This is a genomic window from Halegenticoccus soli (genome assembly GCF_002844195.1).
Taxonomy (GTDB): Archaea; Halobacteriota; Halobacteria; order Halobacteriales; family Haloferacaceae; genus Halegenticoccus; species Halegenticoccus soli.
Window position 1 is genome coordinate 436,329 of record NZ_PEND01000003.1, and the last position, 15,512, is coordinate 451,840.

At 53.4% G+C, this 15,512-nt stretch carries 15 protein-coding genes and 1 pseudogene; 9 read left to right on the forward strand and 7 right to left on the reverse strand.

Annotated elements, in window-relative coordinates; all coding sequences use genetic code 11:
- Positions 1-102: 102 nt before the first annotated feature.
- Positions 103-375, reverse strand: a complete 273-nt coding sequence (locus CNO20_RS10635) for a PadR family transcriptional regulator (protein WP_233204152.1) — start codon at positions 373-375, stop codon at positions 103-105.
- A gap of 71 nt (positions 376-446) precedes the next feature.
- On the opposite strand from CNO20_RS10635, the gene CNO20_RS10640 reads away from it, so the two are divergent.
- Entirely contained in the window at positions 447-749 is a 303-nt protein-coding gene (locus tag CNO20_RS10640; RefSeq protein ID WP_101296094.1) for a transcriptional regulator FilR1 domain-containing protein, read from the forward strand.
- Between the two features lie 698 nt (positions 750-1,447).
- Here the strand turns inward: CNO20_RS10640 and CNO20_RS10645 are convergent.
- Positions 1,448-1,861: a hypothetical protein gene (locus tag CNO20_RS10645; protein ID WP_101296095.1), complete on the reverse strand. Its 414-nt coding sequence runs from the start codon at positions 1,859-1,861 to the stop codon at positions 1,448-1,450.
- 366 nt (positions 1,862-2,227) lie between these two features.
- Here CNO20_RS10645 and CNO20_RS10650 point away from each other — a divergent pair, with 366 nt between their 5' ends.
- Positions 2,228-2,698: a hypothetical protein gene (locus tag CNO20_RS10650; RefSeq protein WP_101296096.1), complete on the forward strand. Its 471-nt coding sequence runs from the start codon at positions 2,228-2,230 to the stop codon at positions 2,696-2,698.
- Positions 2,699-2,842: 144 nt separating this feature from the next.
- On the opposite strand, the gene CNO20_RS10655 is transcribed toward CNO20_RS10650, so the two are convergent.
- Positions 2,843-3,151, reverse strand: coding sequence for a hypothetical protein (locus tag CNO20_RS10655; RefSeq protein WP_143423196.1), 309 nt, complete (start codon positions 3,149-3,151; stop codon positions 2,843-2,845).
- 73 nt (positions 3,152-3,224) lie between these two features.
- Between CNO20_RS10655 and CNO20_RS10660 the strand changes: the two genes are divergently transcribed.
- Positions 3,225-3,500 (forward strand): ester cyclase, encoded by a 276-nt coding sequence (locus tag CNO20_RS10660; RefSeq protein ID WP_101296098.1) that lies wholly within the window; start codon positions 3,225-3,227, stop codon positions 3,498-3,500.
- An 82-nt stretch (positions 3,501-3,582) separates the two neighbouring features.
- Here the strand turns inward: CNO20_RS10660 and CNO20_RS10665 are convergent, their stop codons facing one another.
- Together CNO20_RS10665 and CNO20_RS10670 are read right to left on the reverse strand one after the other, a co-directional pair.
- Positions 3,583-5,283, reverse strand: coding sequence for a glycoside hydrolase family 13 protein (locus CNO20_RS10665; protein WP_101296099.1), 1,701 nt, complete (start codon positions 5,281-5,283; stop codon positions 3,583-3,585).
- A gap of 99 nt (positions 5,284-5,382) precedes the next feature.
- A complete protein-coding gene (locus tag CNO20_RS10670; protein ID WP_101296204.1) occupies positions 5,383-6,477 on the reverse strand; it encodes a Gfo/Idh/MocA family protein in 1,095 nt (364 codons plus the stop codon).
- 326 nt (positions 6,478-6,803) lie between these two features.
- Between CNO20_RS10670 and CNO20_RS10675 the strand changes: the two genes are divergently transcribed.
- The 5 genes from CNO20_RS10675 to CNO20_RS10695 all read left to right on the forward strand — a co-directional run bounded on the left by CNO20_RS10675 (position 6,804) and on the right by CNO20_RS10695 (position 12,881).
- On the forward strand, positions 6,804-8,279 hold the full coding sequence (locus CNO20_RS10675; RefSeq protein WP_101296100.1) for an extracellular solute-binding protein: 1,476 nt from the start codon (positions 6,804-6,806) through the stop codon (positions 8,277-8,279).
- 9 nt (positions 8,280-8,288) lie between these two features.
- Entirely contained in the window at positions 8,289-9,251 is a 963-nt protein-coding gene (locus tag CNO20_RS10680) for a carbohydrate ABC transporter permease (RefSeq protein WP_332889001.1), read from the forward strand.
- 1 nt (position 9,252) lies between these two features.
- Entirely contained in the window at positions 9,253-10,182 is a 930-nt protein-coding gene (locus CNO20_RS10685) for a carbohydrate ABC transporter permease (protein ID WP_101296101.1), read from the forward strand.
- Between the two features lie 6 nt (positions 10,183-10,188).
- Positions 10,189-11,370, forward strand: a complete 1,182-nt coding sequence (locus tag CNO20_RS10690) for an ABC transporter ATP-binding protein (RefSeq protein ID WP_101296102.1) — start codon at positions 10,189-10,191, stop codon at positions 11,368-11,370.
- 431 nt (positions 11,371-11,801) lie between these two features.
- Entirely contained in the window at positions 11,802-12,881 is a 1,080-nt protein-coding gene (locus CNO20_RS10695) for a TrmB family transcriptional regulator (RefSeq protein ID WP_101296103.1), read from the forward strand.
- 901 nt (positions 12,882-13,782) lie between these two features.
- Here the strand turns inward: CNO20_RS10695 and CNO20_RS23000 are convergent.
- On the reverse strand, positions 13,783-13,923 hold the full coding sequence (locus CNO20_RS23000) for a hypothetical protein (RefSeq protein ID WP_158237400.1): 141 nt from the start codon (positions 13,921-13,923) through the stop codon (positions 13,783-13,785).
- 636 nt (positions 13,924-14,559) lie between these two features.
- Here CNO20_RS23000 and CNO20_RS10705 point away from each other — a divergent pair.
- Positions 14,560-14,979 (forward strand): VOC family protein, encoded by a 420-nt coding sequence (locus tag CNO20_RS10705; protein WP_101296206.1) that lies wholly within the window; start codon positions 14,560-14,562, stop codon positions 14,977-14,979.
- A 37-nt stretch (positions 14,980-15,016) separates the two neighbouring features.
- Here the strand turns inward: CNO20_RS10705 and CNO20_RS10710 are convergent.
- A pseudogene (locus tag CNO20_RS10710) lies at positions 15,017-15,250 on the reverse strand (transposase); the annotation flags it as partial.
- Positions 15,251-15,512 lie beyond the last annotated feature (262 nt).

Sequence of the window (15,512 nt, forward strand, 5' to 3'; positions counted from 1 at the left end):
GAAGTGACCATGTTCGAGAGATCAGACAATGATTCGCGCGGCTTCGTAACTGGTTAGACTGCTCAAAATCCAGTTGAGACGAACTACCTCTTAAGTTCAGGATTATTCCTGTAATGGGGGCTGCAGTCCTACCGTTTCGAGATACTGGTTCTCCCAGTCCCTTCGGGCCTCGATTTCACGGACATCACGCGGTGTGATCGTATAGACGTTAGCCCGTTCATCGAGTTCCCCTTTCTCCAGTAAGCAGTTCTCGACGAGATTATCGAGGTTCGGATAGAGTCGCCCGTGATTGATCTCTTGCTCGTAATAGTCGTCGAGTTCGGTCTTTACCGCGAGCCCGTGTGTCTCCTTGAGCCCAATGATCACGTACAAGATATCCCGCTAGAACCCAATTAGATCGTGCATCCGTCTATTCCCTATACTTCTACGAGCGCGTGAGTCGTGGTGTGAACTACTCGCTCGAGCTGCTCATCCCATCAGTCGTGTTCGAGCGCACCCGTGTCGCGTTTCCAATACTCACAGAGGAACCGCTGGATGACGAGAATGTGAGTCTGCGTACTGCATCGATCCCTTTCAGTTTCGGGCTCGGGGTCGTCGATTCAGCCGAATCAGGCATCATCGTCTTCACGGATCAAGGCGTGCGTGGAATCCCCGTGAACGACACCACAGAAGCGCTCGACTGGGCGACAAACCAGTATGAACGCGCGAAACAGGGTGCTAACCCGGTTTTCCTCCGAGGCCGTGTCTAACTAAGAGGAAGATCAGCTGTCTAGTTACTATTCAAGCCATACACTCCTGAATAGAAATTACGCATTAAATCCCTCCTCCGAGACTGTGTAGACTTGACTACGATTACTCCCACCCGATTTGATGAAGGCTGCTGATGACCGTCTCTTTGTTTAGCGGTGAGAGGGGTGGATCAAGGCTCTTGTAGCTGTCTGTCTTTCGAGACTTCAATCGGAAAGCGGCCCATCGCTTTTTGCCAAGGAACACGGACAACTTACTGCCACAAACTTACACCCGCTAACACCCGGTGTTAGCTGCCGACTTCTGGGTCTATTTCTTATCTTCAATATCCACGCTAACCTCGTGAACCACGCTCTCTATTTCGCCGATATCACGCATAACACGCCCTCAGACCCGGGGAATTCCGTCACTCCGGTTCCGAAAACGTCAGGATCTCGAGCTAACAGGTGGTGTGAGCTGGATCACGACCCTCACCGACAGCAACGCTGCCGCTTGCTGCCGCTTTCGAAAATCCACCACAGACTAGCTCACACCCAAGAACAAGACCGCTTGGACCGTACCACAACCGTGGTTATACTATCGGGGGCGGAATCCCCGTGAATAGAACCGCACGAGTGAGCACCACGGACCATCGCTGACACCCACCACCGGTGGCCGAGCTCACACCACCGGTTAGCTCTCGGCTTTGACACATAGACATCTACAGACCCTCCTGGTCGAGGTAGATCACGAGCTTGTTCGTCTCTCCCGAAAAATCAAGCTCACAGCGCCGAGGCGAGTCCTGAACGAGTTCATGAATCTTCTCGAAGACACGCTTGACCTGCGAGGTGGTCAGGTTCTCATCGCGTCCCAACCTCACTTCACAAGCGACTGCCGGACTGTTGAATGTGATCTGCCAACCAACGTTGTCCGTTATCGGCATCCCAATTTCACCAGCATACGCGAGCAGATCACGCGCCCGGTAGTGCACTTGGTAGACGCGATTGGCCAGGTCCTCTGGCCCATTCCGCGGTAGCTGTGTGATCTTCTCCTGCCCGGCAACCGCTCCGTCAGTGAATTCAGCGTCTACTTCGTCGACGAGCGCATGCAGCTTTCGTGTGAGCTGTGCATACATGACCCGCCTTGAATACTTCTTTATGCGTCTCCGTCGGTGGTAAGAGAATGGCACCTTATGATTGGAGTGAACACTTTCTGAAGTGTATAACTGTATGCAGTCATTGTATGTTAGTTTGTTGGGTATTCGTAATGTGCAGCCAGATACGGAAGATAGAGGTGAGGAGGAAATAGTAACACAAGATATTCGTAAAAATTTTCCAGAGCCATATACAGCTGTGAAATTATCGCTGACTCAGCTCGTTATCGCTGTGCAAAAACTGTATGAACTTGAATAAATCTAAACTGAGTCGACGAATAAAGACCTTACAACTCATACTGGAGGGTCCATCACGGAGTAACCCTCGCCCTCAGTAGTCAGCAAGCCGTGATCCGCCACGGGCGCGTTGAGGCAATTCACGGCTATGAGGTCATGGACGGCCAATACACCGGCGAGAGCATCCTCTTCAAAATTGGCATTCCCGATGATCCGCACACGGGCCACCTCATCTTTGGCGGCTTCATCTTCGATTGGGGATGGCACAAAGACGCCGGCATGCAAGCACTCGCCGCGCTCGTCGACCTCATCAACATGCGCACCGGCAGCCGCCACTACGAGGATACCATCAATACGCGCTCGACCTCCGGACCTGCGGGGACAAACCCCTCCTGGAGTACGTCCGGAATCACTGGGGCGCCCGGACAAGAGGGGACGATGGTCTTCTCGCGGATTCAGACCGGCGGCTGGCCTGATAACGGATTGTACGTCAAAGGCGGCGACGGGCGGAAGATTGTCACGAACTGTGTCGCCGTCAATTCGAACGTCGCGAACATCCGGACGAACGGCGGCGACGCCTGACGGCCCGTCTCCTGGATCGACGGCGCCGAGACACAAGCGGAAGCCGGCGCGAACGCTTCGGGCGGCGACGTCGGTCTCACAGAGAGCGCGAACCAGAGCGGAGATACCGGACGAGAGGCGCAACAGCGCCCACAGTATCCGCATTCAACGATTGAGAACTGCCTCGTCGTTGTCGACCGCCCGCTCGATAAGACGTTCATCAATCAGCGCGGTGTCCGCCTCGACGACGGCGCGCCCATTCTCCGTAACTCGCGAATTATCCTGAAGCGCCCGAACGGCTACGGTGCGACTGTCCTCGCGCCGACGAACGGCGCTCACGTCGAAAACGTCGATATCGACCTGCACGCCGAAACGATCGGCCTCATCGTCAACGGAGTGAACGCGACCGTCGAGGGGCTCCGCGTCCGAACCCACGGCTTCGATGGCTCGCGGACGAACGCGCTCGTCGGCCACGGCGACTTTTCTGACGTGCTGCTCGATGGTGTGCCGCTTTCCGTCTAACTTCCGTTCATCTCTTTAGAATTACATGCTTCTGTGGAGCGTTGATGGTACTCTGTCTCTGGGTGGCTCGATTCCGAAAGAGGTGGCACGCCGGTACGTCGAAGTAGTGTGGAACAGGGGTGACATCAACGCGATGGACGAGATCCTGACTGCGCACCAACTCTACCACGACCCAACTGGCGACGCCGAAGAACCTCTTTCGGAGTTCAAGGACTTCATCCAGGGATATCGGCAGGCGTTTCCAGATTTGCACCTTAAGGTAGATCGTTACATCGCCGAAGGCGACTCTGTCACGTTTTGAAGCTAGTCGTGATCGACAATCGTGCGTCGAAGCGTACCTCTACAGTCTGCATGCAACTGAGCGTTAAAGATCGACTTGGGTTCTAGAGTCGGTAGACAGTGGCTTCATACGGCCGGAATTCATGCCGTTTTGGGTTGGTTGAGGTGCTCTCATAATTGGTGATGAGTACTTTTGCATTGGCAGTGTTGATTGACGGACAGTCGAAGGTGGTGGGCTTATCCGACCAGTTGAGAACTACCAGTATCGTCTCATCGCCGAGTGTTCGTCTGTAAGCGTAGATCTGTTCGTCGTTGGGGAGTAAGAGGTTGTACTCACCGTATACCAGCACATCCTCGGCATGCCGGAGGTCGATCAATTCCTTGTAGTACTGCCAGATCGAATCCGTGTCATCGATGGCCGACTCAACGTTGATACTTGTGTAGTTTCTGTTGAGTTTGAGCCACGGTTCGCTGTCGGTGAACCCTGCATTGGTCTCGCTGGACCACTGCATCGGCGTCCGTGAGTGATCGCGACTTCGGTAGTTGACGAGGTCGGCAGCTTCTTCGTAGGATTCAATCCGGCCCTCAGCAAGCAGCATTTCGACAATCCCGGTTGTCATCGGGTCGTCGATCTCATCGAGACTCACAAACTCGGCGTTCGTCATACCGATTTCATCTCCTTGGTAGATGTACGGGGTTCCACGGAGTGTCAACAGAAACGTTGCGATGAGTTTAGCGCTCTCTCTATGATAGCCCTCGTCGTCGCCGAACCGTGAGAGAATCCGTGGCAAGTCGTGATTTCCGAGAAATACCGCATCCCACCACTCTCCGGCTAGTTCGTTCTGACAGCGGGTCATGATCGCTTTGAACTCCGAGAGGTCCCATTTGCCCCATCCATCGAGGGTCCATTGTCCCTCTGGTCCCTCGTCGACGGTGAGATGGTTAAATTGAAAAGCCATATCCAAGCCACCGCCGCCCTCTACAAGGTATTCTGCGGTTTGATCGATGCTTGTTTCTCCCATCTCACCGACGGTCATCACGTCGTAGTCCGCGAGGGTGTCGTCATATACCTCTTGGAGGTACGTGTGGATGTGAGGACCATGGCTGTAGTGTTCTACTCCAACGAGCGTGCGGTCTGGATCACCGTCTGGAAGTCCTTCCGTTTTCGAGATGAAATTAATGGCATCCATGCGGAAGCCGTCAATTCCTTTTTCCAGCCACCAGGTAACCATCTCCTTGATGTCTTCGCGGACGTCAGGGTTCCGCCAATTCAGATCTGGTTGGTTCTCGTCGAATAGGTGGAGATACCATTGTCCGCGTTTCTCATCGTAGGTCCATGCTGGCCCACCGAAGATGGAGTTCCAATTGTTCGGTGGGTTGTCCGGTGCGCCATCCCGCCAGTAGTAGTAGTCTTCGTATTTGCCGTCACGTTGTCGAGACCGCTGAAACCACTCATGTTCCTTCGAGGTATGGTTGATAACGAGATCCATGATCAACCGCATATCCCGTGTGTGTAACTCCGCCAGTAACGTCTCCCAGTCAGCCATCGTGCCGAACTCATTCATAATGGCACGATAGTTGCGGATATCATATCCATTATCGGCATTTGGGGAATCGTATACTGGGCAAAGCCAGATGACGTCTACGCCCAATTTGTCGAGATATGTAACCTTATCTGTGATTCCCGGAATATCGCCAATTCCATCACTATCGCTATCGTTGAAACTCCTCGGATAGATCTGATAGACGACTGCTTCCTTCCACCATTCCGTATCGACCTGTTCAAGTACGGTGTGTTGACTCATTCTTGGAGTGAAATCCGTTTCCAGATTAGATTCGACCGCTCGATCGCTTCGAGTGACCGATCATCGAAAGGGATGGTAACCACACTTCTACCCCTCTCGTCAGTCAGCATTTGGGATCGGTTTAGCGGTGTTCTGTAGCGCTACCGTCTGACTGCTTTCTGAGGACCGATAGATGGCATCGATGACACGCTGAACGGTAATCCCCTCTTCAACGGTGTTGTGATCGGGGTGTTCTCCTGTGCGCACACCCTCAAGGAAGACCGCCTGTTCGGCTTGGTGGGTGTTGCTTTGCTGGGTTGTAACAGTACTTTCGATGAGGTGGTTTAAACCACCAAATCCTGCTTCGTAGAGCGTCAATTCATGTGTTCCTCGGTCGAATTTTGCTCCTGCCTCGGTGCCACGAATAATGAATTCGTCGTTCGTTGGACGATTGGTCGCCCATGCAACCTCCAGCGAAATGGTCCGGCCCTCAGTACAGCGGATGAATGCACTCACCGAGTCATCAACGTTGAAATCTGCAGGTCCAGCATCCTTGCCCCACATTTCGACGAACGTATAGTCGTCACGTCCGCCGAATTGCGACCGTGTGGCGCCTGCCACCTCAACAACCTTCGGGTAATCGAGAAAGTAGAGCGCAAGGTCAATGGCATGGACACCGAGGTCGATGAGGGCCCCGCCACCCGCGATATCCTTGTTCGTAAACCACGACCCGCGGCCGGGGATACCCCGTTGTCGAATATAATTCGCTTCAATATGCGTTATCTCACCGAATCGGCCCTCACGCTGGTAGTCTTTGATGACCTTAGCGGCGTTGCTGAAGCGATTGTTGAAGCCGACCATACAGAACCCGTCAGCCTTGGTGGCAGTGGAGGCAATACGATCTGCACTCTCAAGGGAGTGCGCAAGCGGTTTTTCCAGGAGCACATCAAGTCCAGCGTTGAGTGCGCTGACAGCATACTCCTCGTGGAAGCGATTTGGCGTCGTGATAACGACCGCGTCGGCGACTTCATAGAGAGCGTCCGCGTCCTCGTACGCAGGGGCTCCGAACGATGCTTCGAATCGTGTGCGAGCTGTCTCATCGATGTCAAGGCCACCTACGAGGTCTGCATCAAGTGCTTCCAGTTGTGCCGCATGGTGATGGCCAATGTTCCCGAGACCAATCAGGCCAACTCGTGGTCGACGAGCAACGCTCATGCGCCCCACCCCTGGCCGAAGCGGTGTTCCGAGTTTGATCTTTCTGCGTGAACAAACTCGCTGGATCCACCAGAGTGATCCCAGTGTATTGGATCTCCATTAGCCTGGCCCTTTCTTGGAACAGTCCGCGAAGAATCATTACACAGTACTGGTCGTGGCTGCCGAAATGTGGGTTGGATCTTCATTGTGTGGAATTCATCTGTGAGCGATACTGCTCTGTTCACTAACCCCCAAAGAAGCACGATGACTTAAATTCGATCAAAATCTTAACCTTCTGCTTGATTCAAAATCCTTATGGTAGGGTGTGTCACAACTGTGGATGCACCATGACGAACAATCACAATGAATCCGTGATGCAGTCGCCAGTGTCACGCCGCTGCTTCGTCAAAGCAGTTGGTGTGACGAGCGGTGTGGCGAGTATCACTGGCTGTATCGGAGGAGGTGACGAAGACAGGCCTAAGAACGCAACGGCTGAGCAAACAGTTATCCGGTGGTATGGCGGTGCAGGTGCCAGCGAATCGGAAGAGGTCAAAACCAAAGTCCGTGAAGTGTTGTGGAGCGCAGGCCTTCCTCAAGACATCTTCGTCGAGCCGACCGCGAGTTCGGGGAACACCGGTTCGACCTACGATTTGTTTCGGACGTGGCTGACGGCAGGTCTGGAGAGTCCAGACGTATTCAGCATGGATTCTGGGTGGACGATTCCCTTCATCGAACGAGGTCAACTCCAGAATCTCGAGGAACTGATGGACACGAAGACAATCAGTACGGTCAAGAACGAATTTTTTGGGGCAAGTGTCGCTTCGACGAGCGGGGATGACGGAACCCTGTACGGTATCCCCTGGTTTCCGGACTTCCCGACGATGCAGTACCGCAAGGATCTCGTCGAGGAGGTTGGCTATGACACCGACGGGTGGCAAACCAATCCGATGAGCTGGAAGCGGTTTGCCGAGATTACCGCAGACGTCATGAAACAAACAGGTACAAAATATGGCTATACCTTCCAGGCGGCCAACTACGCGGGGCTGTCATGCTGTAACTATAACGAGTGGATGACCACATGGGGCGGCGCCTACTTTGGTGGTGTCGATAATCTGTTCGGGCCGGTCGGCGGTCGTCCAGTCACGGTCAACAAAGAAGGCAGCGTTGACGCTCTCAAGATGGTTCGGACGTTCATTCATGGCGAAGATGACGAATATGGGATGGACATTTCCGGTAACATTGCGCCTACAGCAACGCTGGGGTGGGAAGAGGAAACGTCCCGCAAACCGTTTACGAACGGTCATGCCGTGATGCACCGGAACTGGCCATATGCCATCAATATAAGCGGGGTGGCGGAATATCTGGGCGAAAAGCTGGGTGTGATGCCGCTTCCCTACGGTGTCAAGGAGAGCAACGCTCCGTTTTCAGGTATTGGCGGTACCGCATCAGCATTAGGAGGGTGGAACTCCGTAATTAATCCTAACTCCACGAAGAAAGACGCCGCTGTAGAATTACTCAAAGCGCTGATGACCGACGAATATATGCTGTGGCAATTCGAGAATTTGGGGTTTTTACCCGCGAAACCAGCGCTCTTCAACTCCGATGCTGCACGGAGCGTTCCGGTTATGGGACGGTACGTAGACGCTCTACGAACCGCCGGGAAAAATGCTATCCCACGCCCAGTTACCGTCGCATGGCCCGATCAATCTCCTGCAATTGCTAATACCGTGAACAGCGCCCTCCAGAAGGGGAGCAAGAAGTCTCCTCAACAGGCAATGGACGAACTTGCAAACACAGTCGAGAAGATAGAGGACATTTCCTAACAAATCACAATGAAAGCTGAGAATAAGCGGACAGGCGGACTTCCACGACCAGATTACGCCCTCGCCAATAAGATCGAGACGCTCCCGGAAGAATTGTACGCATACCTCTTGGTGGTGCCAGCGTTCCTGATGGTGGGAGTCGTCGCCTTATGGCCGTTGCTGGAGACGTTCAGTATGTCTCTCCATGCTGATACACTCACCGGAATTACGGTCGGCGAGTTCGTTGGCATCGAGAACTACGTAGCCGTGTTGACTGGGCAACGTGCTGTGGTGCTCCCCAGTTCCCTCTGGTACGCTGTTGGACTGACAGTCGCGTTTACCGCCGTGAGTGTCTCCCTTGAGACGATCGTCGGACTTGCGCAAGCTCTGATACTTGACCAGGAGTTCCGCGGACGTGCATGGGTCAGGATGGCAATCATTCTTCCGTGGGCTGTTCCCGTGGTCGTTCAGGGGATGATGTTTTACCTCCTATTCGAACCGAGTGTTGGCTTTTTGGTCGCACCGTTGCAGGAGCTCGGCCTCTTTTCGTCGACGCCATTGGCGAACACGCAAGACTCACTGATTTTGATCACGCTCTCGGACGCGTGGAAAACCTCCGCGTTCATGGCGCTGATCATCCTTGCAGGGTTGCAGAGTATCGATCGGAGTCTCTACGACGTGAGCAGAGTTGCCGGTGCCACTGCCTGGCAACGGTTTAAGTTCATCACGTTTCCCCTCGTGCTGCCTGCGGTGTTGGTTGGGATGCTGTTTCGGACGTTGGGGGCACTGAAGGTGTACGGGCTCATCGAGGTCCTCTCAGGGTGCCAGACGGTTCCGTCGATGAGCTGTCTTGTCGTCTCGGCGTTTCGGTCGAACCGCTACGGAACAGGAGCAACGCTGGCGTTCTTCACCGCTCTCATAATCAGTCTGTTCATCCTGGTGTATCTGGTGAAATTTGTGGACAGTCTGCGGGATATCGGAGGGGACTCCTGAGATGACGACTGCACAGAACACCGAGATCGAAAGTGAAGGCGGACCGTTTACCCGCTGGGTGAGAAACGCCATTGATAACCCCGGGAAAGTGCACAGAGCAATGTTTTACGTCGCGCTCGTCTTCTTTCTGTTCACGACACTATTTCCCATTTACTGGCTCGTCGTGCTGGCGCTCACGCCAAACAACCTCATCGTGGACATGGGAGTGGTCCCACACGGGTTCAATCTCTCCGTCTTCGCCGAATTGTGGGAACTCGTGCCCCTCCACCTCTACATGTTCAATAGTTTCGTGATTGCCACGGTGACGACAGTGTATGTGTTGCTCGTCTCAAGTTTGTCCGGATACGCGTTCGGGCGGCTCGAATTCCGGGGAAAAGGAGGCCTTCTACTGCTGCTGTTAATTATCTCGTTTTTCCCGCCAGCGGCATTCCTGTTGCCGTTGTTCAAACTCTTCACTGGAAACGTGGTTGTCTTCGGGCTCCACAGTCCGAACCTGTTCAATTCGATGGGCGCGATCATTATTCCGTTCAGTGGACTATTCTTACCGCTTTCAGTGTTCATTCTGACGACATTCTATAGCCAGATTCCAGACGGGCTCGAAGACGCTGCACGTGTGGAGGGAACGACCCGGTTCGGTGCGTTGTTCAGGGTCATCATGCCGCTCTCGGCACCTGGGCTATCAACCGCCGGAATTCTGACGTTTATCGCCGTTTATAACGAGTTCTTCTTCTCGTTCCTGTTGTCGACAGGTGACCCCGAGAATGGAGCTCCCCTCGTCTGGGGCATCTTGGCTTTTCAGGGACAATACGCCAGTATGTACAACTATATGGCTGCTGCAAGTCTTATTGGCATTCTCCCAATCGCACTTCTAGTGGTTGTCGCACAGGAGAAGATCGTCAGTGGACTCACCGCAGGAGCAATTAAGGAGTGATCACCGATGGGAGACATTAAACTCGAACGCGTAACCAAACGGTACGACGATGTAACGGCTGTTGACGATATGAACATGCACGTTCAGGACGGGGAATTCGTCTGTCTCGTTGGTCCTTCAGGGTGTGGCAAATCCACCACCATGGAGATGGTCGCCGGGCTCACTCTGCCCACCGAGGGCGACGTCACCATCAGCGGGACTAACGTGACTACTCATCCACCCAAGGACCGGGGCATCGCGATGGTGTTTCAGAATATCGCGTTGTTTCCTCATATGAACGTGTATGACAACATGAGCTTCGGGCTTCGGCTCCGAAACTTCGACAAAAAGGAGATTGATCGCCGTGTCGAGCGAGCGGCGGATATTCTCCAAATCAAGAACCTATTGAACCGAAAGCCATCAGAGCTGTCTGGTGGCCAGCGGCAACGCGTGGCCATTGGACGCGCAATCGTCCGAGAGCCCGAGGCGTTCTTGATGGACGAACCGCTGGCGAATCTCGATGCAAAGCTTCGCGTCCATATGCGCACGGAGCTACAGCGACTCCACAAGGAACTGCAGACGACGATCATCTACGTGACGCACGACCAAGCAGAGGCCATGACGATGTCTGACCGGATTGCGGTCCTCAACGACGGCGAACTCCAGCAGATCGATCCACCGCTGATCTGCTACAACGAACCAGCTAACCGCTTCGTCGCAGGATTCATCGGATCTCCATCGATGAACTTTATCGACGGTGAGGTTACCGCAGACGGATTTGACTCGGAATTCGTCTCCGTCGAGTTTGATCCGGTCGGCTATGACGTGCCCGTGGGTACTTCTGTAACCCTCGGTATCCGCCCAGAGGATGTCTATCTGGCTGACGATCGTGACGGAGTTCTGTACCCAACGAAGCTCATCGACACAGTTACTGACGTCATGGAACCAATGGGCGACGAAATCTTCGTCTACTTACTTCATGAGACTCGCGAAACCACCACCATGGACGAAAGCCAACACCGCTCTAAGCAACTGTTGATGAGTGTCGATTCCGCCACCGAGATCTCCGAAGAAGATCACGTTGCTGTCTTCCTCGACCGGACGAAACTCCATTTATTCGATCAAAAGTCTGGGGAGGCAATTGCCCATGGCCTCGAAACGTCTACGCGGGACCACGCGGCCACCCAGAACACTACGCCCAAAAACTAACCATGTTCACTTACATGACCACTGTGTAGAGTAGCGGGGTCACGGTGCCGGTCTTCTTTTAGATATCTGGCGGTTACGCACCTTACCGGGCGGCGAACGTACTCCCACTGATCCGCTAAGTCATTCGAGGCTCGCTGCTGATACGGACCGAAGGAAGCACACAGGACTTCGACGAGTACGAGCAACAACTCCTTGAAGTCTATAGAAACCACTCTCACCGACCCAATGGCCACACGCTATAGTATAGTTCCCTGACTACTCTTTCCGGCGTTACTATATTTTGATCTTCCACGCATCCTCACTCCCAGTGCTCGAAGATTCACCGCGTGTTCAGTCGAACGAGATGGCCTACTCATCGGGGTAGATTGCGTGGCACATAGCTCATAGTTGAATGGACAATCAAATTATCGACGAGCTACAACTGCTAGTACATGTCTCAGCACGGTGAGAAAGACGAACCAATGCTCAGAGAAGAGCTGGGCGACTTCGGCTTCTCGGACAAGGAGATTGATGTCTATCTCGCTCTCTTGTCCCGAGGAGAGGCAACGACGAGTACCATCTCTGAAGACGCCGACGTCTCACAACAGGCAGTTTACAACATCACTGATCGACTCGAAGACCGTGGCTTCGTTCATGTCAACGATCACGCGTCGCCAAAGACGATCCGTGCGGTACCGCCGGAGGAATCGATGGCGCAGCTTTCAAAGCGGATTGACGCGATTACACCGATTCTTACGGATCGGTTTAACGACACCAAGCCTCAGACGCCCGAGCTGAAGATGGTAAAGTCGCAGGAGACCGCAATCAAACGGCTGCGGAATGCAATCACACAGGCACAACAAGAAGTGATTGTTGCCATTCCGGAACATGTGTATCCAGATATTGAAGCAGAACTCCATGCTGCACTCGAGCGAGATCTCCTTATCTTCCTCTTCGTCCAAGATGTTGACAACCTTGAAGAAGCGAGGAACCGCTTCGCAGACGCTGCGAGTGTTGTTCGCTGTTGGAAAGAAAGTATCCTGTTCCTCTATGCAACAGACACCCAGTCAGCAAATCCAGCCACAAATCAGGCCGCGCTAATTGGTGATGCTCAATTACTTGTAGGAAAACATAAATCCGGGGACGGCGTTGCAGTCTCTGAAAGACATCTTGCAGGATCGGTTCACGGGGTGTATTTTAGCGCCTACTGGCCAGCAGGCACGGAAGTCTTCATTACCGACCCAGATCCGCTCCCGAAGACGTTTGAGTGGTTCCGCCAAGCAGTCTTTCAGGCGATGCTTCATCAGAACGCAGGAACCGATCTCTGGGCCGAGATCGACACAACCACCGGTGAGACGATCTCCGGGAAAGTAAGCCAGATTCGTCAGGCACTCGTTAAGCCAACAACAAACGCGTACACATTGGAAACAAGTTTCTACCTTGAAACTGATGCAGGCGAGATTAGCGTTGGGGGACAGAATGCGATTCTCGAAGATTACGAAGCCACAACCGTCACGCTCCGTACCAGCTGATCGACAGGCGGTATGAATCCGTCACTATCAGAATAATCTGTGGGTATACCACTATCTCACTACAGAACAAGGAGGTCGAGGGCTAGTGACTCAAGCACCATTCAAACCTACTTGCTGAGAGTTTGAGCACGGCTACGCTGGATTGTTAGCAACGAGCAAATAGCGAGCACTCTGCCAAGGGCGCTATTCATTAGTACGCTACAAATCGCTCATCCGACACGCTTTGCATGTACGGACCTACAGGCGATCGTGAGACCAGAAGGCAGGTCTATTCACGTGAAAAGGACCAGCGTAGACGTGACAGACGCAGCACTGGTAAGTACGTCTTACCGGTCCTGCCGTTTCGAGAATGGATATTCTCATGGATATCTGAGAACGCGAATTGAATTCACGCTGATTCGGCTCTGTTGAAACCATCTCGCCGTCTTGCGATTTGTTGAGATGCTAGTTTCACATCGGGTCCGCGAAAACCGGTGGGAAGAGTCGCTCTCCTCAATGTCAACGCTGAATGATTTCAACAGAGCCGTTAGATATAGTTTCTAATTCTAATCTATGATATTGCCAATAACCGCCAGACTTCACACTATTCCCGGACTTCAGCCCTAGAAAACACTCCAAGAAGAGGAGACAGTTTCTCCGAATCCTTTCAGAACGTAGGTACATCGGTAGCACCCACCCATTCACTCAAGCCCTTCGTAGTCGTATCTCCCCCTGCGCTCTTCCCGTGGGCGCTGATCGTAGCCGCTTGTGTTGTCAAATTACTGTCAACCATAACAGGCTCGCATGCCGGCTGCGATCACTCCATCGTTCCACACCTCATACACCATAGACGGATTAAAGAACATACATTCAACTCATGAACCTAACTAACCCACAAACAAAACCGTGGGTTAGACTAACCTCACTCAGCAGGCCATCCATCAAAGATCACCGACGTTGGCAGCATCCACTGCTCGTCCCAACCAACGACCTGCTCGGCGGACTCGAGATACGAGTCGAGGTGGCGCATCTCCGGGTTCAGATGCTCGAAGATGTCCGTCACGCGCTTCAGCTCGCCCGTCTCCGGATCAAAGCGAGAGACGAGCCCAGTACGTTCGTTCGCGTGGTGGAAGTACCCTTCCCAGTCGATACCGAGCGCTTTGTGCGTTTCTCCGATGGAGCGACGTGGTCGTGAGTGCACAGGCGATACAGCAAACTATTCCGAGGCGGACGGGTTCGTTGATATGGTCTTTCGAGCTCCATTCAGAAAGGCCAGTCGAAGCATTCAACCAACGAGGCTCAATCTAGCAGTGCCCTCTGAGATTAAACCCATTTAGATATCACGAAATCATCTGCATTGAGAAGACCAGCTTCAACTTCTCACAACCTCGGAGGATGGGTTTGATGTATATTTTTTTTCACCGTGGTTGGGAGCGAACTAGCTGGTCAGTAGAACATGCGCATCTTGCACGGGTGTGGTGACGAACTAGATAGTAGCTTCACCTGTGAAAGTACCGCTACTCACTCCGCCAACATATCCAACTCGAACGAATAATACTCAATCTCACCGGACCTCTTGTAGCAGAGTATATGGACTCCTGTACGTTACGTCTCGACGTTCCTCAATTCGAGGACTGCGTAAATCGTAGCGTCGCGCTTTAATAATAACAGTACGTAGTCTCAACTGAGAGTCGTGACGATGAAACCTCGCATTAGGGTGATTACCCTCGGAGTTGCCGATCTGAAGCGTTCGACCCGGTTCTACGAGGACGGCTTGGGGCTACCACTCCAAGGCATATTCGGGAACGATGCTGACGAGAGCACGGTTGCGTTCTTCGACATCAACGATGACATGATCCTTGCCCTCTATCCCAAGGACTGGTTGGCCAAGGACGCGAACGTTGAATCCGCAGACCGAGGTGGTACATCCTTCTCTATCGGCCAGACCGTTGAATCCAAGGACGAGGTTGACGAGGTCGTCGAGCAGGCAGCCAACGCCGGTGCGGCAGTCCCAGAACCGCCGCGTGATCGGGTCTGGGGCGGGTACTCGGGATACTTCCGGGATCTCGATGGGCACCTCTGGGAGATCGTCTGGAACCCTGACTTGGTTGATAATTGACCTGACGCCTAGAGTCCCCTCTGTACACCGTCAGACTTTTCTGGTCATCGTACCCCTCATCTCCGAGGAAAGTCGCCACTTTGTCGGTATTCCGCTTGATGAGTGACGGCGCGATCTGCGAGTCATGCTTTCTTGTCGTCGTCACGTGCAGATCGAGGATCGCATTCGCTCTCGTATCGACCAACAACGTGACTTTCAACTGCTGGATCGTCAGTTTCGCCCGCTTCGTATAGCGTTTCGAGGCGTGACTGCGGTCGAAACCGGAGGCGTCGTCCCACCACAAGCAACTCTGAAGACCTTCACGGATGTGTCGAGTCGGGAATACAAGGCCGGAATAGAGGGGCTCGGATTCGGCGTTCTCACAGAGGTAAGCAGCGGAGCTAGTATCTGCTCCGCCGTACTCACTCACCACCCACCGAGAAAGAACTCAAGGCTGTCCTTTCGTCAACATACTGTCTCTATCTACGCGGGGCTACCTCATCGTGAATCGAACGCTGACAGCGTCGGCGTCGTCCGCTCCGCCAAATACTCAG